The following is a 23,260-nucleotide window of genomic DNA, read 5'->3' as shown; positions in this document are numbered from 1 at the left end:
CTTGCGCCTTTTTCCATACTGACGCACAAATCCGCGTCCGGACCGGAGGGAGAGCGGAATTGGCGCAGAAGATCATCATCGACACCGATCCCGGCCAAGACGACGCCGTGGCGATCCTGCTGGCGCTGGCCTCGCCCGAGCTGGAGGTTCTGGGCGTCGTCGCGGTGGCGGGCAACGTGCCGCTGGCGCTGACGCAGGTGAACGCGCGCAAGGTGGTCGAGCTGTCGGGCCGGACCGACATTCCGGTCTATGCCGGCTGCGATCGGCCGCTGTCGCGCGATCTGGTCACGGCCGAACATGTCCACGGCAAGACCGGCCTGGACGGGATCGAACTGCCCGAGCCTGTGCTGCCCCTGCAGGAGGTCCATGGCGTCGAGTTCATCATCGACACGCTGCGCGCGCATGAGGCGGGCACCGTCACGCTGGTCGCCATCGGCCCGCTGACCAACGTCGCCGAGGCCTTCCGCCGCGCCCCCGACATCATCGGGCGGGTGCAGCGGATCGTGCTGATGGGCGGCGCCTATTTCGAGGTGGGCAACATCACCCCCGCCGCCGAGTTCAACATCTATGTCGATCCCGAAGCCGCGGCCGAGGTCTTTTCCGCGGGCGTGCCGCTGGTCGTCATGCCGCTGGACGTGACCCACAAGGCGCTGACGGATCGCGAATGGGTCGATGCCATGCGCGCCCTGCCCGGCCGCTGCGGTCCCGCCGTCGCGGGCTGGACCGATTTCTTCGAGCGTTTCGACACGGCCAAATACGGCAGCCTCGGCGCGCCGCTGCACGACCCCTGCACCATCGCCTGGCTGCTGCGGCCCGACCTGTTCCAAGGCCGCGAGATCAACGTCGAGATCGAGACCGAGGGCCGCTGGACCACCGGCATGACGGTCGCCGACTGGTGGCGGGTCAGCGGGCGCGCGCCGAACGCGCTTTTCCTGAAGGATGTGGACCGGGACGCGCTGTTCGCGCTCCTGTCCGAACGGATCGCGCGGCTGCCCTAGTCCGTTCCGGGCTGCGCGGGCAGCGGCACCGCGCCCTGCCCGTCGCCGATCCGCTGATCCAGCGTGTCGATCAGCTGCTGCGTCACGTCGATCGCGTCCAGCGACACGAAGACCGTGCGCCGGTCCAGCACCGCCACGGCGCCGCGTTCCTGCATGATCTGTCCCATCACCGGCAGCGCGTCGCGGAAGAAGGCGGCGCGGTCGCTCTCGGCCCAGGTGTTCAGGTCCTGGACGGCCTGCGCGCGTTCGCGGCGGATGCGGGTCGCGCGCAGATCGAACGCCTCGGCCAGTTCGCGAAAGCGCGCGGCGTCCAGCGTCGCGCGCTGCTGGGTCAGCGCGGCCTCCTCGGAGGAGAGAAGCTGGGTCAGGCGCTCGTTCTCGGCCGCGACCTCGGCGCCCTCGGCCTCCAGTTCGGCCTGCGCGCGCAGGCCCCAGGCCGAGTTCAGGTAGAGCACATCCAGGTCCAGCGTCAGGATCGGCGCGTTCTCGGCCAGATCGCCCGGCCCGGGAACGACGGTGCTGGGCAGCGTCGAGGGCGCAACCACGGGCGGCAGCTGCGGGTCGCCCGGATCGGCGTCCTGCGGTTCCGTCGCAGGAACCGGCAGATCGGCCGCGGGCTGCTGGGCGGCCAGGGGACCGGCCAGCAGCACCGCCGCGAGGGTCGCCGCGCCGCGCCGCATCAGAACGTCGTCTGGATCGTCAGGTCGAAGTTCTGTTCCAGGTCGTAATCCTCCTTCTTCAGCGCCTGCGAGAAGTTGAAGCGCAGCGGACCGATGGGCGTGGTCCAGAAGATCGAGGCGCCCACGGCGGCGCGCACATACATGTCGTCATCGACCAGCACCCCGTCGGTGCCGACGCGCTGATCCAGACCCCAGAGCGATCCGACATCGGCGAACAGGCCGCCCTCGATGCCGTATTCCTCGGGCAGGCCCAGGGGGAACTGCGCCTCGGCGCGGGCCGCCCAGTAGTAGTTGCCGCCCAGGCCGTCCTGGTTCTCCGCCTGCAGGTCGCGCGGGCCGATGCCGTTCGGCTCGAAGCCGCGGACGCGGTTGCCGGTGCGGAAGCGGTCCAGGATCCAGGTCGAATAGTCGCCATAGGTGTAGATCGCCCCGGCCTCCAGCTCGGCACGCAGCGTCACGCTCTCGCGCCAGGCGTTGCTCTCGACGCCGGCCAGGGCGGTGGTGGTGATGGTCTTGGTGTCGCCGCCCGCGCCCGCGAAGTCCTGCGAGAAGCGGAACCGGTAGGCGGTCAGCGGATCCAGCCCGGTGCGGCGCGAATCCCAGTTGTAGGTATAGCCCAGGGCCGAGGTCAGGCGCGTGCCCTCCTCGTCGATCAGCAGCTGCGAGCTGTCCTCGGTCACGCCGGTCAGCTTGTCCTCGGAGATGCGATAGCGCAGCTCCAGCCGGCCGTTCTCGGAGACCGGGAATTCCAGCGACGGCTGCACGCGGATCTGGCGGGTGTCGTAATCCGAGTTCAGCCCGTCCGTCTCGGCATAGCTGGCCGAGAAGCCGAAGCGCAGGTCGCGGCCCAGGAAGAACGGCTCGACGAAGTTGATGCTGGCCGAGGCGTCGTCGGTCGCGGTCTGCAGCTGCAGGCCGACGGTCTGCCCGCGGCCTAGGAAGTTGCGCTCGGTCAGGCCGATGTTGAAGCCCACGCCCGAATTGACGCCGTAGCCCGCGCCCAGGGACAGCGAACCGGTCGGCTGCTCCTCGACGTTGACGCCAACGATGACCTGGTCGGGGCTGCTGCCCTCGCGGGTCTGGACCTGCGCATCGGCGAAATAGCCCAGGGCGCGCACGCGCTCGGCCGAATTGCGGATCTCGCGCGGGTTGAAGGGGTCGCCCTCGACGGTAGTGAACTGGCGGCGGATCACCTCGTCCAGGGTCGTGGTGTTGCCCTCGATGTCGATGCGCTCGACGAAGATGCGCTGACCGCGGGTCAGGGCGAAGGTCAGGTCCAGGGTCTGGTTCTCGGGGTTGCGGGTGACGCGCGGCTCGATGTTGACGAAGTTCAGGCCCTGCTGGATGGCGATGGTCTCCATCCGCCGGATCGACGTGTCGATGACCGAGGGGTTGTAGTAGGTTCCGCGCCGCACGCGGCTCTGCTCGGCAAAGGCCGCGGCATCGACGCCGGGGATCTCGGAGACGGTCTGGACGCGCCCGAAGCGATAGCGCGGGCCTTCCTGGATGTTGAAGGTGATGAAGAACGCGTCGCGTTCGCGCGCGATCTCAGGGGCGACGCCCTGCACGCGGAAGTCGGCGTAACCCTGCGAGCGGTAGAAGTCGGTCAGGAGCTGCTCGTCCAGCGGGATGCGCTCGGGCGCGAACGTGTCGCGGCGGATGAAGGTGCGCAGCAGGCCCGCCTGTTTGGTCTCCAGCACGTTGCGCAGCCGGCGGTCCGAATAAGCGCGGTTGCCGACAAAGCTGATGCGTTCGATCTCGGTGACGTTGCCCTCGCGGATCTCGAAGACCAGATCGACGCGGTTGCCGCTGCGGCGGATGATGCGCGGATCGACGCGGGCGGCCAGGCGCCCTTCGGCGGCATAGATCTGGGCGATAGCCTGCGCGTCCTGGATGGCCTGGGCGGGCTGATAGACGCGGCGCGCCTCGCTGCGCACGATCTCGGCCAGACGCTCGTCGTTCAGGCGGCGGTTGCCCTCGAAGCTGATCTGGTTGACGATCGGGTATTCGCTGACGCGCACGACCAGGGTTCCGCCCTGCGGGATCAGCTCGACCGACTCGAACAGGCCGGAATTCTGCAGGCGCTGCAAGCCGTCGTTGATCTCTCCGGGGCTGAGGTCTTGGCCCTGAGGCAGGGCTAGGGTGGACAGGACGGCGCCGGTCTCGATCTGCTGGTTGCCCTGCACGACGATGCTGCCGAAGACGGCGGCGCGAGCCTCAAGCGGGACCAGACCCGCCGGCATCGCGATCGCCAGGGACGTCACCAGCGCCAGCGCGCCCTTGCCCAGTTTCCGTTCCATGATGGCCCCTCTATCCGCCTGCACGCGCCCGGTTCGGGCTGTCGTTTTGCCTATGGTCTCTAGCGCCAAGAGGGCCGCGCTGTCAAAAGCGCATGCGCGTCAGGGGCAGAAAAGATCGTTCGTGAGCCCGAAAATCATCAGTGACAGCACCGCCGCCATGCCGATCGCGGTCAGCAGGTTCAGCGCGCGCTCCGATGGCGGACGCCCCCGGACGGCCTCGTAGGCATAGAACATCAGGTGACCCCCATCGAGGACCGGGATCGGCAGCAGGTTCAGAAAGCCGATGGCCGCCGACAGGACCGCGATCCACCACAGGAAGTTCGCGCCCCCCGCGCTGGCGGCCTGCCCGGTGCTTTCCGCGATGCTGATCGCGCCGCCCAGGTTGCAGGTGCCGATCTGCCCCGAGATCATCGCCCACATCCCCGTCAGCGACGAGGTGATGATCCCCCACGTCTGCCCCACCCCCAGGGACAGCGCCTCCAGCGGGCCGGCGCTGCGGGTCTCCGGGGTGAAGAAGCCGCCGCCGCCGGTCACCCCGATCAGCCAGCGCTGCTCGAAGCCGCCGCCCTCGGCGGGCAGGTCCGACAGTTTCGGCGTCAGCGTCACGTCGATCTCTCCGGCGCCCGGCCGCCACAGGCGCAGGGCCAGGGGCGCCCCTTCGGCCGCGTCCACCGCCTCGCGGATCTGGGTGAAGCGGGTGACGGGCCGGTCGCCGATGACCAGGACCACGTCGCCCGCCCGGAGACCCGCATCGGCCGCGGCGCTGCGCGGGGCGACGCCGCCGATCAGCGCGGGCATCGGGTCGGGTCCGGCGACGGTCAGGCGGCGTCCGTCGCGCTCGACCTCCCAATCGACGCGGGGGGCCGGCTCCAGCGTGGCGGTCGCAGCCCCGATATCGGCCCAGCTTGCCACGGGCTGCCCGCCCACGGACAGGATGCGGTCGCCGGGCTGCAGGTCGCTGGCGATGCCGGGTGGGGCCTCGGTCACGCGGCCCACGCGGACCTCCTCCACCGGCAGGCCCTGGACGATGGCGAAACCCGCGAAGACCGCAATGGACAGCACGAAGTTGAACACCGGCCCCGCCAGCAGCGTGGCGAAGCGCGCCCAGAGCGGCGCGCCCTGCAAGGTCTGCCGCCGCAGCGCCGGATCGACCGCGCGCCCGGGACCCGCACTGGCCACGTTGTCGTCGCCCAGGAACCGGACATAGCCGCCGAGCGGCAGCGCCGCGACCTGCCAGACCGTGCCGCGCCGGTCGCGCCGCGAGACCAGCCGCGGGCCAAAGCCGACGCTGAACACCTCGGCGCGGATGCCCGACCAGCGGCCGACGATGTAATGGCCGTATTCATGCACCGTCACGATCACCGCCAGCGCCGTGACGAAGGCCAGAAGCGTGCCGCCGGTCTGCAGGACGGTGTCGATCATCGGGCGGCCTTTCGTCGGGCCATCGCGTCCCAGTCCAGGACGGTGGGCAGGTCTTCGGGGTCGCGGGCAAAGCCGGGCTCGGCGGACAGCGCCTCCAGCGTGGCCTCGACCCGCGGGGCCATGTCGGTGAAGCGGATGCGACCCGCGATGAAGTCGTCCAGCGCCTGTTCCTTGGCGGCGTTGAAGACCGCGCCCGCCGCCCCGCCCGCGGCCATCACCTCGCGCGCCAGGCGCAGGGCGGGCCAGCGGACTTCGTCGGGCGCGCGGAAGGTCAGGCTGCCGATCGCGGCCAGGTCCAGCGCCGGGACCGGCAGGGGGCGGCGCGCCGGCCAGTGCAGGGCATAGCCGATGGCGTGGCGCATGTCGGGCGCGCCCAGATGCGCGATGGTGCCGCCGTCATGATGGGTGACCATGGCGTGGATGATGGATTCGGGATGGACCAGCACCTTGATGCGCGCCGCGTCCAGACCGAAGAACTCCTTGGCCTCAATGACCTCCATTGCCTTGTTGAACATCGACGCGCTGTCGATTGTGATGCGCTGACCCATGGCCCAGTTGGGATGGGTCGAGGCCTCGGCCACCGTCGCCGCCGCCAGCCGCTCCAGCGGCCAATCGCGGAAGGCGCCGCCCGAGGCGGTAATGGTCACATCCTTGACGCTGTCGAGCTTGTCCGCCCCAAGCGCCTGAAACAGCGCGGAATGTTCGCTGTCCACCGGCAGGATGGTCGCGCCCGAGGCCGCCGCCGTGCCGCTCAGCAGCGCGCCGGCGCAGACCAGCGATTCCTTGTTGGCCAGCGCCAGGACCCCGCCCTGCGCGAGCCCCGCCAGCCCCGGAGCCAGCCCCGCCGATCCCACAATGGCCGACAGGATCCAGTCGGCGGGCCGCGCGGCGGCCTCGATCAGCGCCTGCGGTCCGGCGGCGACCTCGACCCCGCTGCCCGCCAGCGCGGCGCGCAGGTCGTCCAGCGCATCCTCATGGGCGGTCACGGCGATCTCGGCGCGCAGGTCGCGGGCCATCTGCGCCAGCCGCGCGATGTTGCGCCCGCCGGTCAGCGCAACGGTGCGATAGGCGTCCGGGTCGCGGCGGATCAGGTCGACGCCATTGGCCCCGACCGAGCCGGTGGCCCCGAAGATGGAAATGCGTCGCATCGGTCAGTTCACCACGGGCAGGCGCGTCAGGACACCGATCAGCATGGCGGCCAGGACCGCGCCGGTCACTGCGTCAAAACGATCCATGAAGCCGCCATGCCCCGGGATCAGGTTCGAGCTGTCCTTCTTGCCCGCCCGCCGCTTGAGCCAGCTTTCGGCCAGATCGCCCATCTGCCCCGCAAAGCATACCAGTGGCGAGACCCAGATCAGCGCCGCATCGCCCTGTCCGGCCACCCACAGGACGGCGCCGAACAGGCAGCTGCCGATCCAGCCCGCCGCGGTGCCCGACCAGGTCTTCTTGGGGCTGAGGGCGGGCCAGAACTTGGGTCCGCCCAGCATCCGCCCGAAGAAATAGCCGGCCGTGTCCGAGATGATGATGACCCCCATCAGCCACAGCACGAAGTTCAGGCCGTAATTCTCGCGGAACCCCACCAGCCCGAAGGCCACGATCAGGATCGCGATGCCGAACAGCGCATAGGTGGCGCGGTCGCGCCGGGACGCGCCCGGCAGGCCCAGCAGGATCGGCACCGCCAGCGCCATCCACGCCCAAGGCAGGCCGGTCAGCGCGACCGCCTGCGACAGGCCCGCGATGGCCGCCAGCGCGATGGGGCGGGAGCGGCCGAACAGCGTGACGTGGCGCGCCGGGTTGCGCCAGCCGGTCATCGCCGCCAGCTCCCAGAAGGTGATGGCCGAGATGACCGCCATGCCCAGCCTGAGCCACGGCCCCTGCGCCACCGCCAGCAGCACGCCGATCGCCAGAAGCACCAGCGTCGAGGCCACGCGCCGCGACAGGTCGGCCCATTTGCCCGGGCCGGCCTGACCCTGCGGGATGCGTCGTGCCGTCATGCGCCGCCGAAGCGCCGGTCGCGCAGCCCGAAGCGGTCCAGGATCGTCGCTAGATGGTCGGGCGTGAAGTCGGGCCAGAGCGTCGGGGTGAATTCGTATTCGGAATAGGCCGCCTGCCACGGCAGGAAGTTGGAGGTCCGCGTCTCGCCGGAGGTGCGGATGACCAGGTCCGGATCGGGATGGCCGGCCGTGTCCATGCAGTCGGCCAAATCGGCCTCGGTCGGGGAGGCCACGTCGCCGCGGGCGATGCGTTCGGCCAGGCGCGCGGAGGCGCGCAGCAGCTCGTCCCGGCCGCCGTAATTGACCGCGACCGTCAGGTTCAGCCGCGTGTTGCCCGCCGTGCGCGCCTCGATCGAGGCCATCAGGTCCTGCAGCTTGCGGTCAAGCCGGCCGCGTTCGCCGATGAAGCGCATCCGCACGCCCTCGACCGACATGTCCTCGGCCTCGCGCTGGATGTAGCGGCGGAAGATCTTCATCAGACCCAGCACCTCCTCGGTCGACCGCTTCCAGTTCTCGGTCGAGAAGGCATAGATCGTCAGCCAGTCCACGCCCAGGTCGGGACAGGCGCGCACGATCTGCTTGACGCGCTCGGCGCCCCGCCGGTGGCCGACCAGTCGCGGCCAGCCGCGTTCGGTCGCCCAACGGCCGTTGCCGTCCATGATGATCGCGACATGCCGGGGGCGCGCCGTCCCGCCATCGGTCCGTGCCACCGTCGCTGCCCCCCTGCCCCATACCATGATGCGCTCAGACCTGCATGATCTCGGCCTGCTTGGCCGCAAGCGCCTCGTCGACCGACGCGATCATGCGGTCGGTCAGGGACTGGATCTCGGTCTCCCAGAACTTCTGGTCGTCCTCGGGCATGCCGTTGGCCTTGCCCTTCTTGACTTGGTCCATGCCGTCGCGGCGCACGTTGCGGATCGAGACGCGGGCGCTTTCGGCATATTGCGCGGCGACCTTGGTCAGTTCGCGCCGGCGCTCCTCGTTCAGCTCGGGGATGGGCAGCATGATGATGGTGCCGTTCAGCTGCGGGTTGATGCCCAGGCCGCTCTCGCGCAGAGCCTTCTCGACCTTGCCGACCATCGCCTTGTCCCAGATGTTGATCGTCACCATGCGCGGCTCGGGCACGTTCACGGTGCCCAGCTGGTTGATGGGGGTCATCTGGCCATAGGCCTCGACCTGAACGGGATCGATCATCGAGGCCGAGGCGCGGCCGGTGCGCAGGCTGGCGAATTCGCCGCGCAGGCTGTCCATCGCGCCCTTCATGCGGCGCTCCAGGTCGTCAATGTCGATTTCGATGTCCTCAGCCATGTCGGACTGCCTCTGCTTAGGATTTTTTCCGCTTGTAACCACAATGTCGCAGCTTGGCAAAGCCTTTGCCCGGCCTTTCGGCAGCGCGCGCGGTCATGCGCCGTCCGGACCGGACGCGCCCCGGCGCTGCGCCTCCAGCCGCCGCTCGATGGCCTCCAGCCGCGCCAGGACCTCGTCACGATAGGCCTCGGTCGCGGCGGTCCCCTCCTCGGAATGGGCCTCCTGCATGGAGTTCACGATCAGGCCCACGACCAGGTTCATCACCGCGAAGGTGGTGACCAGGATGAAGGGGACGAAGAACAGCCAGGCCTGCGGATGGACCTCCATCACCGGGCGCACGATGCCCATGGACCAGCTTTCCAGCGTCATGATCTGGAACAGCGAATAGGCCGAATTGCCCATGTCGCCGAACCAGTCGGGGAAGGTCGCGCCGAACAGGTTCGTGGCCATCACCGCGAAGATGTAGAAGATGATCCCCATCAGCAGGAAGACCGACGCCATGCCGGGCAGCGCGGCCAGGAACCCCTCGACCACCCGGCGCAGGCGCGGCGTGACCGACACGATGCGCAAGAGCCGCAGGATGCGCATGGCGCGCAGCACCGACAGGCCCTCCGCCGCGGGCAGCAGCGCGATTGCGACCACGGCAAAGTCGAAGACATTCCAGCCGTCGCGGAAGAAGCGCCAGCCGCGGGCATAAAGCTTCAGCCCGATCTCGGCCACGAAGATCGCCAGACAGATCCGGTCCAGCGCGATCAGCAAGGGCCCCGCCGCGGCCATCGCGCGGGGCCAGGTCTCCAGCCCCAGGACCACCGAGTTGAACAGGATGACGGCGGTGATGAACCCCTGGGCGCGCGGGCCGTGGACCCACGCGTCGATGCGGTCGCGACGGCTGGCGGTCATCTCAGTTGTGGACCCGCGTGTAGGTCCCCCGGCCTTCCAGGATCGAGCGGAACCCGCCCGGCGCGTCCAGCGAGAAGACGATGATCGGCAGCTTGTTGTCGCGGGCCAGCGCGATGGCCGACGCGTCCATCACGCCCAGATGCTTCTGCAGCACCTCGTCATAGCTGACATTGCCATAGCGCTTCGCGTCGGCATGCTTGACCGGGTCCTTGTCATAGACGCCGTCGACCTTGGTGCCCTTGAAGATCGCCTCGCAGTTCATCTCGGAGGCGCGCAGCGTGGCCGCGGTGTCGGTGGTGAAGTAGGGGTTGCCGGTGCCCGCGGCAAAGATCACGATCCGCTTCTTCTCCAGGTGGCGGATGGCGCGGCGGCGGATATAGGGCTCGCAGACCTCGTCCATGCGGATCGCGCTGATCACCCGGCAGTGCAGGCCGCGCGCCTCCAGCGACGACTGCATCGCCAGCGCGTTCATGACCGTGGCCAGCATGCCCATGTAATCGGCGGTGGTGCGCTCCATCCCCTGGGCGCTGCCCTGCAGGCCGCGGAAGATGTTGCCGCCGCCGATCACCATGCAAACCTCGACGCCCATCGACTGGACGGCCTCGACCTCGCTGGCGATGCGGGCGACGGTGGGCGGGTGCAGGCCGTATCCCTGATCCCCCATCAGCGCCTCGCCCGAGATCTTCAGCATCACGCGGCCATATTGCTTCGGTGTCTCGGTGGTCATTCGGGGGCTCCTGTCGCCGGTCGCTTTCATCGCGCCGTTAAATGTCGCAAAAGGGCTGCCGGATCAACTGCCCGGATCGGCCATGCGCGACCCTGACCTGACACAGATCGATGCCGCGCGCCACCTGCTGATCGCCGGGCCGACGGCCAGCGGCAAATCCGCGCTGGCGCTGGCCGTGGCCGAGGCCCAGGGCGGGTTGGTGGTCAATGCCGACGCGCTGCAGGTCTGGTCCTGCTGGCGGGTGCTGACCGCGCGTCCCGGCCCGGACGACCTGGCCCGCGCACCGCATGCGCTCTATGGTCATGTCGCGCCGGGGACAGCCTATTCCGTGGGCGACTGGCTGCGTGACGTTGCGTCGCTCATGGGTCAGCGGCTGATCGTGGTGGGCGGAACGGGCCTCTATCTGGGTGCGCTGACGCGCGGGCTGGCGGCGATCCCGCCAACCCCGCCGGAGGTCCGCGCCACCGCTGACGCGCGGCTGGCCGAACCGGGCGGGCTGGCGGCGCTGGTGGCGGAGCTGGACTCCGCCACCCGCTCGCGGATCGATCTGGCTAACCCCGTGCGCGTGCAGCGCGCGTGGGAGGTGCTGACCGCCACCGGGCGCGGCATCATCGCCTGGCAGGCCGAGACGCCGCCCCCCCTGCTAGAGCCTGCCGCCTGCCAGCGCATCGTGCTGAGCGCCGACCGCGACTGGCTGGCCGACCGGATCGCGCGCCGCTTCGACGCCATGCTGGACCAGGGCGCGCTGGAGGAGGTCCGCGCCATGCGGCCGCTCTGGGACCCTGCCGCGCAATGGGCCAAGGCCATCGGCGCGCCCGAACTGATCGCCCATCTGGAGGGCCGCATCTCCCTGGACGAGGCCGCGCGCCTCGCGGTCATTGCGTCCTGCCAATACGCCAAGGCGCAGCGCATCTGGTTTCGCAACCGGATGCGCGACTGGCAGCTGTGGCCCGTGGGCAACTGACCGCTCCCATTTGCGCGATAATGCGCAACCCGACGCCGATTCATTGAGTTTAAACCGGAATGGGCGATAATCCGCCGAGAGGTTTTGCAAGGATCGGGCTCCATCCATGTCGCTCTGGGAACGCTCTGGCTGGAAAGGCGGCTTTCCGTTTTCACCCTCGCGCCTCGGCCCGCTCGGCAGGGCCGCGCGCGGGGCGATCGACGTCGCCGCGCCCCAGGTTCCGGATGCGGGCCTGCCCGCACGGCGGCTGCCCATGGCGACCTCCGGCCGGATCGTGGTGCCCGATGCGCTGACGGTGCGCGTGGCGCCCGCCTCGCGCCGCTTCGCCCCGCGCAAGGCCAGCCTGCGGCTGATGCCGCTCGGGGCCTTCGCATGGGGCAGCCGCAGCCAGCCGCCCCAGCCCCGCACGCGGCCCGACCACACGCTGGTCTGGGTGACCGAGGGGCTGATGCGGCTGGACTTTCCGCGCAACGGCGGCCTGATGCGCGCGGGCTGCGTGCGGCTGATCCCGGCGGGCACGGCCTTCGTCGCCCGCCCCCAGGACGGCGCTCAGGGCCATGTGCTGCTCATCGCGCCCGAACTGGTGAACGAGGTGGATCCCCCCTGGCCCGGCGCCGTCGTGGCCGGACAGGCCGGACAGGGCGCAGCCGTCCTCGAGGCGACGCTGCACGCGCTGGTCGAGGAGGCCGCGCGCAGCGGCGACCGTCAGGCGCTGGACTGCTATCTGAACGTGCTGTCGCTGCGCCTCTCCCGGCTGGAGCCGCAGCGCGACGGGCGGGGCGATCCTGCCGGTCCGCAGGCGGACCGCCCGATGGTGGACCGCTTCCTGACGCTGGCCGGGGTCCAGATCGGATCGGCCCGAACCCTGGCCGAGATGGCGCAGGACCTGGACACAACGCTGACGCAGCTGGACCGCGCCTGCCTGGAGGCGCGCGGCCGCCGCGCCATCGACCTGCTGAACGGCCTGAGGCTGGAGCGCGCGGCCGAGATGCTGACCCATACAGACCGCCCCGCGCCGCGCATCGCTCAGGATCTGGGCTATTGCAGCCACACTCACTTCACCCGCGCCTTCGTCACTGCCACGGGGCGCACGCCCGAAACCTATCGCAGCCAGATGCGTCGCCCGCCCGCCCCCTGACGGGCCGCCGCCGTCGAACGTCAGCACTATGGCGCAGGGGGTCCGGGGGATGCCTCAATCCCCCGGGGCGGCGCGGGACGCGATCAGGCGTCGCGGGCCTCGTCCTCGGGGACGTTGCGGCCGTGAAATCCAGTGGCGACCACGAACTTCTCCGAGGAATCGCTGCGGCTGGCCGGAGGCTTGACGTTCGCGACCTTGGCGAAGTTGCGCTTCAGCATGGCCTGCATCTCGGTCTCGGCACCGCCCGCCAGCACCTTGGCGACGAAGGTTCCGCCCGGTTCCAGCACGTCGAAGGCCAGTTGCGCCGCCGCCTCGACCAGCGCGACGATGCGGATATGGTCCGTGCCCTTGTGCCCCGACGAGGCCGCGGCCATGTCCGACATCACCACGTCCGCCGGCCCGCCCAGCCAGCCCTTCACCAGATCGTCCGCGCCCTCGGACAGGAAGTCCAGCACGTGGATCTCGGCCCCGACGATCGGATCCACCTCCTGAAGATCCAGACCCAGCACCCGGCCGACCTTTTTGCCCGACTTCTCGCCCAAGGCGTTCACGCGGGCCACGGCCACCTGGCACCAGCCCCCCGGCGCGCAGCCCAGATCGACCACCCGCGCCCCCGGCACCAGGAAGCGGTACTTGTCGTCCAGCTCGATGATCTTGTAGGCCGCCCGCCCGCGATAGCCCTCGCGCTTGGCGCGCGCGACATAGGGGTCGTTCAGCTGCCGCTCCAGCCACAGCTTGGAGGACATCTTGCGGCCCTTGGCGGTCTTGACGCGCACCTTCAGGTCGCGCGTGCCGCGGCCGCTGGTCTTGCCGGCCCGGCTGGTGGGTTGTTTCGTCATCAGGCCACTCCGTTCAGTCCTTCGGGCGTCAGCACCCCATCGCGCACCATCTGGGCATAAAGCAACCCCTCGCGCAGGCCGCGATCGGCCACGGACAGCTTGGTCGTGGGCCAGACCCGCATCAGCGTCTGCAGGATCGCGGCGCCCGACATGATCAGCGCGTGATGCTCGCGGCCGATGCGCGGGTCGGTGCGCCGCCCTTCGGGACCCAGCTGCAGATAGGAATGGATCACCCGGTCGATCTGGTCACTGGTCATCTCCAGCCCGTCCACCTTGGTCCGGTCATAGCGGCGCAGGCCCAGGAAACTGGCCGCGACCGTGGTGACCGTGCCCGACGTGCCGATGATCTGGAACCCCTCGTCGGGCGATCCGTCCGCATAGGGGGTGAAGCCCGACAGCGCCTCCTCGAAGAACCACGACATCAGCGCGAAGCGGCCCTGGTCGTCCTCGACATCCGCGAACTGGTCGCGCAGCGTCGCCACGCCCATCGGCACGCTGATCCAGTCCACGACCCGCGCGCCGCCGGGCTGCGGATTGCCGAAGCCCTCCGACAGGCGCATGATCGCCCGCGGACGCTCCTTGGGCTCCACATCCTCCAGGTCGATCCAGACCAGCTCGGTCGAGCCGCCGCCGATATCGACGACCATCAGCGTCTCGGTCTTGTGGCTGACCAGCGGGGCGCAGCTGATGACGGCCAGCCGTGCCTCCTCCTCGGCACCGATGATCTCGATGGGCAGGCCGGTCTCGCGGCGAATGGTGCGCAGGAAGTCGCGGCTGTTGCGGGCCCGCCTGCACGCCTCGGTCGCCACCAGGCGCATGTTGCGCACCTTGTGCTGATCCAGCTTGCGCTTGCAGACCTGCAGCGCGTGCACGGTACGCGCCATCGAGCTGCGGGACAGGCGTCCCGAAGCTTCCAGCCCCTGCCCAAGCTGAACCGGCTTGGAGAAGCTGTCGACGACCTGAAACTGACTGCCCGTCGGTCGGGCAATCAGCATCCGGCAAGAATTCGTTCCCAAATCCAGGGCCGCGTACAGCGCCCCTTCCTCGGGTTGTCGGGTGCCCGACGGCTCGACCGTATTTCTCGGGAACGCGTCCGCACCCGCAGGACGCTTGGGCGTCATGACACACGCCCTCCGATGACAAGTTGCCCAAAAGGTAGCCTGACCGCCGGTGTCATTCAAGAGGCCGCGCGCCGGCCCATCCGCCGCACCGGCCCGCGGGGCCACTTGACGCGCCGCGGCGCGCTTGGCAACCAGAGGCGATGATCGACATCCGCCCCGTGGCCCATCCGATCGGAAAGATCCTGACCGTGATCGGCGCCATGATGGTCGCTCCGATGGCGGTGGACTGGTGGCATGGCGACCCGCATTGGGTCGTGTTCCTGCAATCGGCGGTGCTGACCATGGTGTCGGGGGTGATGCTGGCCGTCGCCACGGCCGGGCGCTACGACCACCTGACGCTGCATCAGGCCTTTCTGCTGACCTCGGGCATCTGGATCGTGCTGCCCGCCTTCGGCGCCCTGCCCTTCATGCTGGGAGAGCCGGATGCCAGCTTCACCGACGCGATGTTCGAATCCATGTCGGGCTTCACCACCACCGGCACCACCGTCTTTCCCGAACTGGACGATCTGGCGCGGGGCATCCACCTGTGGCGCGCGATCCTGCACTGGGCGGGGGGCCTGGGGATCGTCGTGGTCGCGATGGTCTTCCTGCCGGTGATGAAGGTGGGCGGCATGCAGTTCTTCCGGTCCGAGGGCTTCGACACGTTCGGCAAGGTGCTGCCCCGCGCGGGCCAGATCGCCGGAGAGATGACACAGCTCTACCTGATCCTGACCGGGGCCTGCCTGGTGACCTACCTGATGCTGGGCATGACCGGGTTCGATGCGGTGGTGCAGGCCTTCAGCACGGTCTCGACCGGCGGGTTCTCGAACTATGACGCCAGCTTCGGGGCCTTTCTGGGACCGGCGCAATGGGCCTCGTCGGTCTTCATGATCCTGGCCTCGGTGCCGTTCATCCGGATGGTGCAGCTGATGCGCGGTCAAGCCAAGCCGTTGTGGCGCGACATCCAGGTCCGGGCCTATCTGCGCTGGATCTGCTATGCGGTGATCATCATCCTGCTCTATCGCGTGCTGTGGCTGGGACAGGTCGACGACCCGCAGGGGATGGTGCGCAGCACGGTCTTCAACGTCGTCTCGACCTTCTCGGGGACCGGTTTCGCCAGTGAGGACGTGACCGGATGGGGCCATCTGCCGCTGATGGTGCTGGTCATCGTCGGGCTGATCGGCGGCTGCACCGGATCGACGGGCTGTTCGGTCAAGATCTTCCGCTATCTGGTGCTGTTCGAGGCCGTGCGCGCCCAGATCCGCCGGATGCACTCGCCGCACCGCGTCTATCCGCTGCGCTATGACGGCCAGCCGCTGGACCAGGACGTGGTCGATTCGGTGATGGCCTTCTTCACGTTGTTCTTCCTGACCTTCGGCCTGCTGATCGTGGGCCTGTCGCTGACCGGGCTGCACCCGCGCACCGCGCTGACCGCCGCCTGGACGACCATCGCCAACATCGGCCCGGTCTGGGGACCGGAGGTGACCGGCAACGGCTCGATCGCCGACTTCCCGGAACTGGCCAAATGGATGATGACGCTCGGCATGTTCCTGGGCCGGCTCGAGCTGATCTCGGTCCTGGTGCTGCTGCTGCCCCGCTTCTGGCGGGGCTGAGGCGCTCAGGGCAGCGCGGGGGGCTGGGGCGCCTCGTTCGCGCCGGGGGCGTGGCGGGTCAGGCTGTCGCTCAGCTCCGCGGCCAGGCGCGTCGCGGTCTCCGCGTCCGACGCGGGCCAGATCAGCACATATCCCTCCGCCCGGCCGTCGCGGACCCAGCCCTCGGCCGTCGCCGCATGGGCCGCATTTGCGCCGCGCAGGCTGACATGGTCGCGCGCCACCGCGCGTTCGGGGCTGGGCACCCAGCCAAGCGCCGTCACCAGCCCCGCCAAGTCCAGCAGCTCCTGCTGACCGCCGGGCTGGCTGAAGAGGATCAGCGCCGCCCCCGACCCGTCCTTGGGCCCATAGATCGACAGCGCGCGCTCCGCCCGGTCGAAGGTCAGCGCGCGCATCGGCGCGGTGACGCGCAGCCCGGTGGCCGCATCGACCAGCGGCGCCAGCCCCTGCGCGCGCGACCAGGCCGCGCGCCGCTCCTCCAGCAACCGCAGCGCGGTGCCGGGATCGGTCGAGGCCCGCGCGGTGGCGATCTCGGCCCGGATCGCGGCCTGGGTGCGCGGACCGTCCTTGCCGTCGATCGCTCCGTCGTAATGCCCCGCCCATCGCAGCGCGCGCTGGACCTGATCCAGCGGCGGCAGGGGCTGGGGCGCGTCGGGCGCGGGCAGGTCCGGCGCCGCGCCGGCCTCGATGGCCGTGCCCAGATCGGCGGCGGGGTTCACGACCGCGTCCTTGGGGATCACCCCCGCCTGCGACAGGATCGGCAGCCAGGCGTCAGCCGCCTCGCGCGGGAGCGGCCCCAGGGCCACCGCGAACCAGCCGTCGGGCAGCGCCCAGAGCCCCGCCTGCGGCAGATCGGCGCGAACCCGCGCCAGGGCCGCCTCGGCCGCGGGGCGGGTCTCGAAGGATTCCAGCCGCAGGAACCAGCCCGGCGGCGGCGGGGCCGCGGGTTCGGCCACTGTCGCGGGCGCGACGGCGGTGTCGCCGACCGGCGTCAGCACCGTCCCGGCGGCAGGCTGGCTGACGAAGGCGTCCTGCGGCACCTTGCCCGCGGCCTTTAGCTGCTCCAGCAGCGGCCCGGCCCGGTCGGCGGGCAGCGGGCCGATGGCGATGCTCGTCCAGCCCCCCTCCAGCGGCAGCGTCACCACCCCGTCGAAGCGTCCGGCCCAGTCCCGCGCGGCCTGGGCCACGGCCTCGGGGGCGCGCTTGGCCTCCAGCCGGATCACCGCCTCCTGCGCAGGCGCGAGGCCCGGCACCATCGCCGCCAGCATCCACGCCGCCACGCCGCCCGACCGCATCATCCTGCCCGTCATTCCGTCCTGCCATTCTGTCGCGGTCGCCGCCGCCGTCGGGCCATTGTTGACCCTGTTCCACCGCGCGCCTAGAAGACGCCGACGCATGCGCCCGATCTACGCAAAAGGATGGCCCGATGACCAGCCCCAACCGACCCCGCAGCTTTCAGGAGATCATCTTGGCGCTGCAGACCTATTGGGCGGCGCAGGGCTGCGCCGTGCTGCAGCCCTATGACATGGAGGTCGGCGCCGGGACCTTCCACCCCGCGACCACGCTGCGCGCTCTCGGCGGCCGGTCCTGGGCCGCGGCCTATGTCCAGCCATCCCGCCGCCCGACCGACGGCCGCTATGGCGAGAACCCGAACCGCCTGCAGCACTACTATCAGTATCAGGTCATCATCAAGCCCAGCCCCCCCGACCTGCAGGAGCTGTATCTGGGCAGCCTGCGCGCGATCGGGCTGGACCCGATGGTCCATGACGTCCGCTTCGTCGAGGATGACTGGGAGAGCCCGACGCTCGGCGCATGGGGCCTGGGCTGGGAGGTCTGGTGCGACGGCATGGAGGTCAGCCAGTTCACCTATTTCCAGCAGGTCGGGGGCCATGACTGCAAGCCCGTCAGCGGCGAGCTGACCTACGGGCTGGAGCGTCTGGCCATGTATGTGCTGGGCGTCGAGCATGTCATGGACATGCCCTTCAACGACCCCGACAGCCCCATTCCGCTGACCTATGGCGACATCTTCCGCCAGACCGAGCAGGAATACAGCCGCTGGAACTTCGATCAGGCCGACACCGAGATGCTGTTCCAGCATTTCAAGGACGCCGAGGCCGAATGCGCCCGCATCCTGGCGGCCGAGCGCACCGACGCCGCAGGCCGCACCATCCCGATGGCCCATCCCGCCTATGACCAGGCGATCAAGGCCAGCCACCTGTTCAACCTGCTGGACGCGCGCGGCGTCATCAGCGTGACCGAACGCCAGGCCTATATCGGCCGCGTGCGCGCGCTGGCCAAGGGCTGCGCCGACCTGTTCCTGACCACGGACGCGGCCGGAGCGGCCCCGTGAACTGGGGCAAGGTCGCGGCCGTCGCCCTGCTGGGCAGCACCGTCGCCGCGGGCGCGGGCATGTGGTACGCGCAGGAATACCTGTATTACGATCCGATCGACCCGAACGGGCCCGGCGCGGCCATCGTGCTGGCCACGGCGGACGGCGCGCGCGACCTGCCCCTGACCGGGTTCGAGGGGATCGACGCCGACAGCAGCCCGCTGCGCTGGCGCGCCTGCGCCACGGTCGATCAGGCCGCGCTGGACGGGCTGATGGCCAGTGCCCTGCCCTTCGACGGGGCCACGCCGCTGAACGCGCCGCGCTGGTTCGCCTGTTTCGACGCGGCGCGGATCGGCGGCGATCTGGAAAGCGGCGCGGCCCGCGCGGTCCTCTCGGTCAGCGACATCCGCCCCGACGTGGACCGGGTGCTGGCCGTCTATCCCGACGGCCGCATCTATGGCTGGCACCAATATAACGACAAGACCCCGGAACGCGGAGTGATGGACTGATGCCCGACCTGCTGATCGAGCTTTTCTCGGAAGAAATCCCGGCCCGCATGCAGGCCCGCGCGCGTGAGGACCTGAAACGTCTGGTGACCGACGGCCTGGTCGAGGCCGGGCTGACCTATGCCGGCGCGGGCGCCTTCAGCACGCCGCGCCGCCTGGCCCTGACCGTCCAGGGTCTGACGGCCGCCAGCCCCACGACGCGCGAGGAACGCAAGGGTCCCCGCACCGACGCCCCCGAGGCCGCGCTGGAGGGCTTTCTGCGCAGCACGGGCCTGACCCGCGATCAGCTGGAGGCGCGCGACGACAAGAAGGGCCAGGTCTGGTTCGCCACCATCGAACGCCCCGGCCGCCCGGCGGCCCATATCGTGGCCGAGGTGCTGGAGGCCACGATCCGCAACTTCCCCTGGCCCAAATCCATGCGGTGGGGTTCGGGCAATCTGCGGTGGGTGCGTCCGCTGCATTCGATCCTGTGCATCCTGTCCGATGAGGCCGGCGCGACCGTCGTCCCGCTGACCGTGGACGGCATTGAGGCGGGCAACACCACCCGCGGCCACCGCTTCATGGCGCCCGACGCCTTCACCGTCAGCGGCTTTGACGACTATGCCGCGAAGCTGCGCCCCGCCCGCGTGATGCTGGACGCCGAGGAGCGGGCCTCCGAGATCCGGTCGCAGGCCGACAACCTGGCCTTTGCCCGCGGCTGGCGGATCGTCCCCGACGACGGCCTGCTGGCCGAGGTCGCGGGCCTAGTCGAATGGCCCGTCCCCCTGATGGGCGTGATCGAGGAGCGTTTCCTGGCCCTGCCCCCGGAGGTCCTGCAGACCTCGATGAAGGAGCATCAGAAGTTCTTCTCGGCCCAGAACCCCGCCACCGGCCGGATCGAGGGTTTTGTCACCGTCGCGAACATCCAGACGCCCGATGACGGCGCGACGATCCTTGCGGGCAACCAGCGCGTCCTAGCCGCGCGCCTCTCGGACGCCGCCTTTTTCTGGGAGAACGACCTGCGCGAGGCGAAGGCGGGCATGGCGGCCTGGGCCGAGGGCCTGGGCGTGGTGACCTTCCACAACAAGCTCGGCTCCCAGGCCGACCGCATCGAACGCATCGCCGCACTGGCCCGCGAGATCGCGCCTCTGGTCGGGGCCGACCCGGACCAGGCGGAACGCGCCGCGCGTCTGGCCAAGCTGGACCTGCGCTCGGCCATGGTCGGAGAGTTCCCCGAACTGCAGGGCACGATGGGCCGCTATTACGCACTGAAGGCCGGAGAGCCCGAGGCCGTGGCCGATGCCGCGCGCGACCACTACTCCCCCCTCGGCCCCTCCGACGCGGTGCCGACCGCGCCCGTCTCGGTCGCCGTGGCCCTGGCCGACAAGATCGACACGCTGACCGGCTTCTGGGCAATTGATGAAAAACCTACGGGATCCAAGGACCCGTTTGCGTTGCGGCGGGCGGCCTTGGGGGTGATCCGGTTGCTATACGGAAACGCGATACACCTCCGGCTATCTGAAATACTGAAATCCGCATTTGCATCGGTCATTTCCGGTGTCGAGGACGGTCAAGGGAAGTGGTTGTTCAGGTCGATAAAGCCGGGCGAACGCCTTGAAGAAATTGCGCAGCGTCGGCTGCTTTACAGTGCATCGCCGTTCCAGCCTTGGACGCTCGAAGCTGACCAAGATCGATGGTTCACACCTTTGTTTTTTACAACGTTCAATGTCAACGACTGGGCCGATGCAGAACTGTGGCGTGTGGTTTGTACCGTTGATCCGATGAACTGGCCACCGGAGCACGTAGACTTCCTTGGCGCTCAAGAAGCACAGTTCAATCTGGTTATTCCCACGGCTGGAGAGTTGATTTCAAATCTCCTCTCCTTCCTCCACGACCGCCTGAAGGTCTACCTGCGCGACCAGGGCATCCGTCACGACATCATCGACGCGGTGCTGGCGCAGGAGGGCAATGACGACCTGGTCCGCGTGGTGGCCCGTGCCACGGCGCTGAACGCGATGCTGGCGACCGAGGATGGCCGCAACCTGACCCAGGGCCTGAAACGCGCGGGCAACATTTTGGCCCAGGCCGAGGCGCAGGACGGCGTCGAATACAGCTTCGGCGCCGACGTCAAGTTCGCCGAGACCGACCAAGAACGCGCCCTCTTCGCCGCGCTGGACCAGGCCGAACCCGCGATCAGGCGCGCCATGGCCGCCGAGGACTACCCGGCGGCGATGACCGCCATCGCCGCCCTGCGCGCCCCCATCGACGCCTTCTTCGAGGCCGTCCAGGTCAATACCGACCACCAGATCGTCCGGCGCAACCGCCTGAACCTGCTCAGCCGCATCCGCGAGGCGGGGCGGCAAATCGCCGACTTCACCCGCATCGACGGCTGAACGGCAAACGGCCCGGAGATCGCTCTCCGGGCCGTTTCCACAAGCGCCGTCCCGCAGGGGAGCCCGAGGGGACGGCACGTCCCCTCGGCGGGGGGTGCGGGGGGCTGGCCCCCCGCCCTCCGTCGCGGGACGCAAAATCAGACGGCGCGTTCCACCATCATGTGTTTGATCGAGGCGATGGCCTTGGCGGGGTTCAACCCCTTGGGGCAGGTGTTGGTGCAGTTCATGATTGTGTGGCAACGGTACAGCTTGAAGGGATCCTCCAGCTCGTCCAGCCGCTCGCCCGTCGCCTCGTCGCGGCTGTCGATGATCCAGCGATAGGCATGCAGCAGCGCGGCCGGTCCCAGATAGCGGTCGCCGTTCCACCAATAGCTCGGGCAGGAGGTCGAGCACGACGCGCACAGGATGCACTCATACAGACCGTCCAGCTTCTTGCGGTCCTCGATCGACTGCTTCCACTCCTTGCCCGGCGTGGGCGACTTGGTCTGCAGATAGGGGTTCACCGAGGCGTGCTGCGCATAGAAATGCGTCAGGTCCGGCACCAGGTCCTTGACCACCGGCATGTGCGGCAGCGGATAGATCGCCACGTCGCCCTTGACCTCGTCGATGCCGAAGATGCAGGCCAGCTTGTTGCCGCCGTCGATCACCATCGCGCAGGACCCGCAGATACCCTCGCGGCACGAGCGGCGGAAGGACAGGGTCGGGTCGATCTCGGATTTGATCTTGATCAGCGCGTCCAGCATCATCGGGCCGCATTTGTCCAGATCGACGAAATAGGTGTCCAGACGCGGGTTCTCGCCGGTCTCGGGGTCCCACCGATAAATCTTGAACTTCTTGACGTTGGTCGCGCCCTCGGGCTTGGGCCAGGTCTTGCCGACCCGGATCTGGCTGTTCTTGGGCAAGGTGAACTGGACCATGGGGTAGCTCCTTTCAGAGAGTGCCTTCGGACGGCACATGGGCCGTGAACAGGGGTTGCGAGCGGGCCACCAGATCGGCCACCCGGTCGCGGGCATGCGGGTTCAGCGCCAACCCGTTCAGGCGGCGCAGGAATTCGGTGGCGCCCGGGGACAGGCGCTCCATCGCGCGTTCCGCCAGCGGGGGCAATGCGGCAAGACGCGCCTCGGGCAGTCCGGCCAGCGCCATCAGCGCGAGGCCCGGCCGGTCGGGATCGCCCTCCTCCAGCCGCAGCCGCGCCACACGCCGGGGTCCGACCGCCGCTTCCAGCCGCCGGATCAGGTCGCCCCAGCCCGGCAGGTCGCGCGTCTCGGTGCGGAAGGTCTCCAGCGTGCCGGAATAGCTGTCGGTGCGCACCGCCTGCGCCCAGACCGAGGGTAGCCAGGTCTGCATTCGGCGCGTGCAGACCGCGACGACAGGGGCAAAGCCCCGCGCCTCGGCCAAGGGCAGCAGCCGCGACAGGATCGCGGGCAGCGCCGGGAACAGCCTCGTCTCGCCGCCATTTCCCGGCATGGCGCCGGCCAGGTTCTCATGGCTCAGGATCACCGCGCGACCGTCGTCGGGGATGCCGTCCAGCACCGTTTCAAAGGCCGCGTCCAGCACCGCGCCCTCGATCTCGCCGCCCGACAGGCTGAAGGCGATGGCTGCGCGGCCCAGGGGCCGCATCGGGGTCCCGGCCTCGGGGGTGCGCACGATCAGCGCATCCGACAGGCCCGGTTGCGACAGGCGCAGAAAGCGTTGCAGGCTGGTCGTGCCGGTCTTCTGCACGCCAACATGCAGGACGAGGGGGCGGTCCATCAGCCCCTCCAGCCCGGCTGGTCGGCCAGCACGCGGACGGGCATCTGGCCCGACCGGCGCAGGACGCAGCGGTTGAACACGTCCGACGGGTCGCGCCTGCGGACATAGTCGCTGCTGATCTCCAGCTCCAGCCGGCCATAGCCGCGGGTGCCGCCCGAGCCGGAGCCGACGCCCATCGCGACGCTGCCGCGCGGGCGTTCGGCCAGTTGCGCGTCGCGCAGACATATCCGTTCGGCCTGATCCACCGGGATCGGGCCGCAGGCCGCCACCGCCGCGATCAGCGGCAGCAGCCCGAGACGGATGGCCTGCGCGATCATCAGG

The 23,260-nt window shown here is 69.5% G+C and carries 22 protein-coding genes; 7 read left to right on the top strand and 15 right to left on the bottom strand.

Annotation, left to right across the window (positions count from 1 at the left end; all coding sequences use genetic code 11):
* Window positions 1–59 precede the first annotated feature (59 nt).
* Window positions 60–998: a nucleoside hydrolase gene (locus tag AC2SGK_RS08595; protein WP_488323168.1), complete on the top strand. Its 939-nt coding sequence runs from the start codon at window positions 60–62 to the stop codon at window positions 996–998.
* On the opposite strand, the gene AC2SGK_RS08590 is transcribed toward AC2SGK_RS08595, so the two are convergent.
* The 9 genes from AC2SGK_RS08590 to pyrH form a co-directional block, all read right to left on the bottom strand.
* Entirely contained in the window at window positions 995–1,678 is a 684-nt protein-coding gene (locus AC2SGK_RS08590) for an OmpH/Skp family outer membrane protein (protein WP_488323167.1), read from the bottom strand. The two genes, AC2SGK_RS08595 and AC2SGK_RS08590, sit on opposite strands and share 4 nt — an antisense overlap.
* Complete coding sequence (gene bamA / locus AC2SGK_RS08585) at window positions 1,678–3,978, bottom strand: outer membrane protein assembly factor BamA (RefSeq protein WP_488323166.1); 2,301 nt, start codon at window positions 3,976–3,978, stop codon at window positions 1,678–1,680. The genes AC2SGK_RS08590 and bamA overlap by 1 nt, the downstream gene beginning before the upstream one ends.
* A 99-nt stretch (window positions 3,979–4,077) precedes the next feature.
* Complete coding sequence (gene rseP / locus AC2SGK_RS08580) at window positions 4,078–5,400, bottom strand: RIP metalloprotease RseP (RefSeq protein ID WP_488323165.1); 1,323 nt, start codon at window positions 5,398–5,400, stop codon at window positions 4,078–4,080.
* A complete protein-coding gene (gene dxr / locus AC2SGK_RS08575; protein ID WP_488323164.1) occupies window positions 5,397–6,548 on the bottom strand; it encodes a 1-deoxy-D-xylulose-5-phosphate reductoisomerase in 1,152 nt (383 codons plus the stop codon). Before dxr ends, rseP begins: the two co-directional genes overlap by 4 nt.
* A 3-nt stretch (window positions 6,549–6,551) precedes the next feature.
* Window positions 6,552–7,394 (bottom strand): phosphatidate cytidylyltransferase, encoded by an 843-nt coding sequence (locus AC2SGK_RS08570; protein ID WP_488323163.1) that lies wholly within the window; start codon window positions 7,392–7,394, stop codon window positions 6,552–6,554.
* On the bottom strand, window positions 7,391–8,131 hold the full coding sequence (uppS, locus tag AC2SGK_RS08565; RefSeq protein ID WP_488323162.1) for a polyprenyl diphosphate synthase: 741 nt from the start codon (window positions 8,129–8,131) through the stop codon (window positions 7,391–7,393). The genes AC2SGK_RS08570 and uppS overlap by 4 nt, the downstream gene beginning before the upstream one ends.
* Window positions 8,132–8,138: 7 nt before the next feature.
* Entirely contained in the window at window positions 8,139–8,702 is a 564-nt protein-coding gene (gene frr / locus AC2SGK_RS08560) for a ribosome recycling factor (protein ID WP_488323161.1), read from the bottom strand.
* Between the two features lie 93 nt (window positions 8,703–8,795).
* Window positions 8,796–9,602, bottom strand: a complete 807-nt coding sequence (locus AC2SGK_RS08555) for an ion transporter (protein ID WP_488323160.1) — start codon at window positions 9,600–9,602, stop codon at window positions 8,796–8,798.
* Window position 9,603: 1 nt separating this feature from the next.
* Window positions 9,604–10,329 (bottom strand): UMP kinase, encoded by a 726-nt coding sequence (pyrH, locus tag AC2SGK_RS08550; protein WP_488323159.1) that lies wholly within the window; start codon window positions 10,327–10,329, stop codon window positions 9,604–9,606.
* A gap of 82 nt (window positions 10,330–10,411) precedes the next feature.
* Here pyrH and miaA point away from each other — a divergent pair, with 82 nt between their 5' ends.
* Together miaA and AC2SGK_RS08540 are read left to right on the top strand one after the other, a co-directional pair.
* Window positions 10,412–11,293: a tRNA (adenosine(37)-N6)-dimethylallyltransferase MiaA gene (gene miaA / locus AC2SGK_RS08545; protein ID WP_488323158.1), complete on the top strand. Its 882-nt coding sequence runs from the start codon at window positions 10,412–10,414 to the stop codon at window positions 11,291–11,293.
* Between the two features lie 106 nt (window positions 11,294–11,399).
* Window positions 11,400–12,431, top strand: a complete 1,032-nt coding sequence (locus AC2SGK_RS08540) for a helix-turn-helix domain-containing protein (RefSeq protein WP_488323157.1) — start codon at window positions 11,400–11,402, stop codon at window positions 12,429–12,431.
* Window positions 12,432–12,514: 83 nt separating this feature from the next.
* On the opposite strand, the gene AC2SGK_RS08535 is transcribed toward AC2SGK_RS08540, so the two are convergent.
* Both AC2SGK_RS08535 and AC2SGK_RS08530 read right to left on the bottom strand, forming a co-directional pair.
* On the bottom strand, window positions 12,515–13,270 hold the full coding sequence (locus AC2SGK_RS08535) for an RlmE family RNA methyltransferase (RefSeq protein WP_488323156.1): 756 nt from the start codon (window positions 13,268–13,270) through the stop codon (window positions 12,515–12,517).
* Window positions 13,270–14,391, bottom strand: a complete 1,122-nt coding sequence (locus AC2SGK_RS08530) for a Ppx/GppA phosphatase family protein (RefSeq protein WP_488323155.1) — start codon at window positions 14,389–14,391, stop codon at window positions 13,270–13,272. Before AC2SGK_RS08530 ends, AC2SGK_RS08535 begins: the two co-directional genes overlap by 1 nt.
* 140 nt (window positions 14,392–14,531) lie before the next feature.
* Here AC2SGK_RS08530 and AC2SGK_RS08525 point away from each other — a divergent pair, with 140 nt between their 5' ends.
* Window positions 14,532–15,983 carry a TrkH family potassium uptake protein gene (locus AC2SGK_RS08525; protein WP_488323154.1) on the top strand — a complete coding sequence of 484 codons (1,452 nt, stop codon included), beginning with the start codon at window positions 14,532–14,534 and terminating at the stop codon, window positions 15,981–15,983.
* Window positions 15,984–15,988: 5 nt separating this feature from the next.
* Here the strand turns inward: AC2SGK_RS08525 and AC2SGK_RS08520 are convergent, their stop codons facing one another.
* Window positions 15,989–17,290 (bottom strand): peptidoglycan-binding domain-containing protein, encoded by a 1,302-nt coding sequence (locus AC2SGK_RS08520; RefSeq protein WP_488323153.1) that lies wholly within the window; start codon window positions 17,288–17,290, stop codon window positions 15,989–15,991.
* Window positions 17,291–17,406: 116 nt separating this feature from the next.
* Here AC2SGK_RS08520 and AC2SGK_RS08515 point away from each other — a divergent pair, with 116 nt between their 5' ends.
* From AC2SGK_RS08515 to glyS, 3 genes are read left to right on the top strand one after another with little or no spacing between them, the layout of a single operon-like run.
* Window positions 17,407–18,330, top strand: coding sequence for a glycine--tRNA ligase subunit alpha (locus tag AC2SGK_RS08515; RefSeq protein WP_411839153.1), 924 nt, complete (start codon window positions 17,407–17,409; stop codon window positions 18,328–18,330).
* Entirely contained in the window at window positions 18,327–18,818 is a 492-nt protein-coding gene (locus AC2SGK_RS08510) for a DUF6446 family protein (protein ID WP_488323152.1), read from the top strand. Before AC2SGK_RS08515 ends, AC2SGK_RS08510 begins: the two co-directional genes overlap by 4 nt.
* On the top strand, window positions 18,818–21,187 hold the full coding sequence (gene glyS, locus AC2SGK_RS08505; protein WP_488323151.1) for a glycine--tRNA ligase subunit beta: 2,370 nt from the start codon (window positions 18,818–18,820) through the stop codon (window positions 21,185–21,187). The genes AC2SGK_RS08510 and glyS overlap by 1 nt, the downstream gene beginning before the upstream one ends.
* Window positions 21,188–21,324: 137 nt before the next feature.
* Here glyS and AC2SGK_RS08500 read toward each other — a convergent pair whose 3' ends face one another.
* Genes AC2SGK_RS08500 through AC2SGK_RS08490 form a run of 3 tightly spaced genes read right to left on the bottom strand, consistent with a single transcriptional unit; the run spans window position 21,325 to window position 23,256 of the window.
* Complete coding sequence (locus AC2SGK_RS08500; RefSeq protein ID WP_488323150.1) at window positions 21,325–22,104, bottom strand: succinate dehydrogenase iron-sulfur subunit; 780 nt, start codon at window positions 22,102–22,104, stop codon at window positions 21,325–21,327.
* A gap of 13 nt (window positions 22,105–22,117) precedes the next feature.
* Window positions 22,118–22,939, bottom strand: coding sequence for a hypothetical protein (locus tag AC2SGK_RS08495; protein WP_488323149.1), 822 nt, complete (start codon window positions 22,937–22,939; stop codon window positions 22,118–22,120).
* Complete coding sequence (locus AC2SGK_RS08490; RefSeq protein WP_488323148.1) at window positions 22,939–23,256, bottom strand: hypothetical protein; 318 nt, start codon at window positions 23,254–23,256, stop codon at window positions 22,939–22,941. The genes AC2SGK_RS08495 and AC2SGK_RS08490 overlap by 1 nt, the downstream gene beginning before the upstream one ends.
* Window positions 23,257–23,260: the final 4 nt, after the last annotated feature.

It is taken from the genome of Paracoccus sp. NIOT.M2S5SZ12, from assembly GCF_057748165.1.
The sequence above is the reverse complement of the archived record's forward strand: the minus strand, read 5'-3'. Positions and strand labels throughout refer to the sequence as shown.

Excerpts from the sequence above, each read along its gene's own strand:
- uppS (WP_488323162.1), bottom strand. The coding sequence starts at position 8,131 with ATGGTATGGGGCAGGGGGGCAGCGACGGTGGCACGGACCGATGGCGGG.
- frr (WP_488323161.1), bottom strand. The coding sequence starts at position 8,702 with ATGGCTGAGGACATCGAAATCGACATTGACGACCTGGAGCGCCGCATG.
- AC2SGK_RS08490 (WP_488323148.1), bottom strand. The coding sequence starts at position 23,256 with ATGATCGCGCAGGCCATCCGTCTCGGGCTGCTGCCGCTGATCGCGGCG.
- AC2SGK_RS08495 (WP_488323149.1), bottom strand. The coding sequence starts at position 22,939 with ATGGACCGCCCCCTCGTCCTGCATGTTGGCGTGCAGAAGACCGGCACG.
- AC2SGK_RS08570 (WP_488323163.1), bottom strand. The coding sequence starts at position 7,394 with ATGACGGCACGACGCATCCCGCAGGGTCAGGCCGGCCCGGGCAAATGG.
- bamA (WP_488323166.1), bottom strand. The coding sequence starts at position 3,978 with ATGGAACGGAAACTGGGCAAGGGCGCGCTGGCGCTGGTGACGTCCCTG.
- AC2SGK_RS08530 (WP_488323155.1), bottom strand. The coding sequence starts at position 14,391 with ATGACGCCCAAGCGTCCTGCGGGTGCGGACGCGTTCCCGAGAAATACG.
- AC2SGK_RS08525 (WP_488323154.1), top strand. The coding sequence starts at position 14,532 with ATGATCGACATCCGCCCCGTGGCCCATCCGATCGGAAAGATCCTGACC.
- dxr (WP_488323164.1), bottom strand. The coding sequence starts at position 6,548 with ATGCGACGCATTTCCATCTTCGGGGCCACCGGCTCGGTCGGGGCCAAT.
- AC2SGK_RS08520 (WP_488323153.1), bottom strand. The coding sequence starts at position 17,290 with ATGACGGGCAGGATGATGCGGTCGGGCGGCGTGGCGGCGTGGATGCTG.
- AC2SGK_RS08590 (WP_488323167.1), bottom strand. The coding sequence starts at position 1,678 with ATGCGGCGCGGCGCGGCGACCCTCGCGGCGGTGCTGCTGGCCGGTCCC.
- AC2SGK_RS08555 (WP_488323160.1), bottom strand. The coding sequence starts at position 9,602 with ATGACCGCCAGCCGTCGCGACCGCATCGACGCGTGGGTCCACGGCCCG.
- AC2SGK_RS08500 (WP_488323150.1), bottom strand. The coding sequence starts at position 22,104 with ATGGTCCAGTTCACCTTGCCCAAGAACAGCCAGATCCGGGTCGGCAAG.
- glyS (WP_488323151.1), top strand. The coding sequence starts at position 18,818 with ATGCCCGACCTGCTGATCGAGCTTTTCTCGGAAGAAATCCCGGCCCGC.
- AC2SGK_RS08535 (WP_488323156.1), bottom strand. The coding sequence starts at position 13,270 with ATGACGAAACAACCCACCAGCCGGGCCGGCAAGACCAGCGGCCGCGGC.
- pyrH (WP_488323159.1), bottom strand. The coding sequence starts at position 10,329 with ATGACCACCGAGACACCGAAGCAATATGGCCGCGTGATGCTGAAGATC.
- AC2SGK_RS08515 (WP_411839153.1), top strand. The coding sequence starts at position 17,407 with ATGACCAGCCCCAACCGACCCCGCAGCTTTCAGGAGATCATCTTGGCG.
- AC2SGK_RS08540 (WP_488323157.1), top strand. The coding sequence starts at position 11,400 with ATGTCGCTCTGGGAACGCTCTGGCTGGAAAGGCGGCTTTCCGTTTTCA.
- miaA (WP_488323158.1), top strand. The coding sequence starts at position 10,412 with ATGCGCGACCCTGACCTGACACAGATCGATGCCGCGCGCCACCTGCTG.
- rseP (WP_488323165.1), bottom strand. The coding sequence starts at position 5,400 with ATGATCGACACCGTCCTGCAGACCGGCGGCACGCTTCTGGCCTTCGTC.